General features: G+C 57.4%; 2 protein-coding genes. Both read left to right on the top strand.

Going from position 1 to position 1,369, the window contains the following annotated elements:
• The first annotated feature begins 87 nt into the window (after window positions 1-87).
• Window positions 88-675 carry an IS110 family transposase gene (locus ABIB90_RS41595; RefSeq protein WP_354202982.1) on the top strand — a complete coding sequence of 196 codons (588 nt, stop codon included), beginning with the start codon at window positions 88-90 and terminating at the stop codon, window positions 673-675.
• A 25-nt stretch (window positions 676-700) separates the two neighbouring features.
• Window positions 701-1,114, top strand: a complete 414-nt coding sequence (locus ABIB90_RS41590) for a transposase (protein WP_354202981.1) — start codon at window positions 701-703, stop codon at window positions 1,112-1,114.
• The last annotated feature ends 255 nt before the right edge of the window (window positions 1,115-1,369 follow it).

Below are 1,369 nucleotides of genomic sequence, written 5' to 3'. Positions count from 1 at the left end.
ACATGGCGTAATCGCGGCTGACGTCTTCTTGAGGACACGAGGGTTGTTAGGATCGGCCTTAGCGGATTATCGAAAGGGAGCAGCGCTATGAAGCAGTACGTAGGTCTGGACATCTCTATGGAAGAAACCAGCATTTGCGTTTTGGACCAGACCGGCAGCGTGACATTCGAAGGTTGCGTGCCCACCAATCCAGAGGCCATCGCTAAACTCTTGCGACGTCATGCCGACAATGCTGAGCGGATCGTTTTTGAAACAGGCTCGCTATCGAACTGGCTTTGGCACCAACTCAAGGCGCTGGGCTTTCCGGTCATTTGCCTTGATGCGCGTCATGCCAACGCAGCGTTATCGATGCGCATCAACAAGTCGGACCACAACGACGCCAAGGGGTTGGCCGAAATGGCCCGCATGGGATGGTATCGGGAAGCTGCCGTGAAGGGGGCGGAGAGCTGGAAAACCCGTTCGATGCTGGCGGCTCGAACCAAGCTGGTGAATCTGCGGCGAGATATTGACAACCAAATGCGAGGTCTGTGCAAGGGGTTGGGAATAGTGCTCGGCAAGGCCGGCTCGACGAACTTGGCTCGCAAAGTCGACGCCGTGCTTGCTGAAGCGCCGGATTTACAAGATATTTTCGCACCGCTGGTCCTTGCCCAGTCCTGTTTGGACCGAGCAAATTGAGAGGTTCGATCGACAGCTCCTGGCAGTGGCAAAAGGCGACCAAACTGTTCGGCGAATGATGACCGTTCCCGGTATCGGTCCCCTGACTGCCCTGTCCTTCGTCGTAACCATCGACAACCCCACTCGCTTCAGACATTCCGCCGACGTGGGTGCCTATCTAGGCCTGACACCAAGACGTTATCAATCCGGCGAGATGGATCGTACTGGCCGCATCTCCAAGCGCGGCAACCACCAGATGCGAACTTATCTGTTCGAGGCCGCGAACGTCCTGCTGACCGTTGTCAGGCGAGGATCTGCGCTCAAGCGCTGGGGCAGCAAGCTGGCCAAACGCATCGGCGCCAAAAAGGCCAAGGTTGCCGTGGCTCGCAAAATGGCTGTCATCCTCCATGCTATCTGGACCGACGGCACCGAATTCCAGGCAGAGATGCGCACCGCATGAACCAGTCTTAAACCAACCCGGATCCGCCTTCGGCGGAACAAGCGTCCCTGCCGGGACGAAGGTGTGGGCAATCTCGAAGTCGTCCCTGCGGGCTTTACGCACCGCGCTCTTCACATCGAGATGCCACGCCTTTTGAACGCCATCATGCGGCGCTCCTGCATAGAGACGACCGCGGAAAGAACCATGAACCCGGCAGCGGATCATTTTTGTCTATCGGGGTTGACACCGTGCCCGCGATTAAAGAACGGACGACTA

The organism is Bradyrhizobium sp. JR4.1, assembly GCF_040548605.1.
GTDB classification, from domain to species: Bacteria; Pseudomonadota; Alphaproteobacteria; order Rhizobiales; family Xanthobacteraceae; genus Bradyrhizobium; species Bradyrhizobium canariense.
The sequence above is the reverse complement of the archived record's forward strand: the minus strand, read 5'-3'. Positions and strand labels throughout refer to the sequence as shown.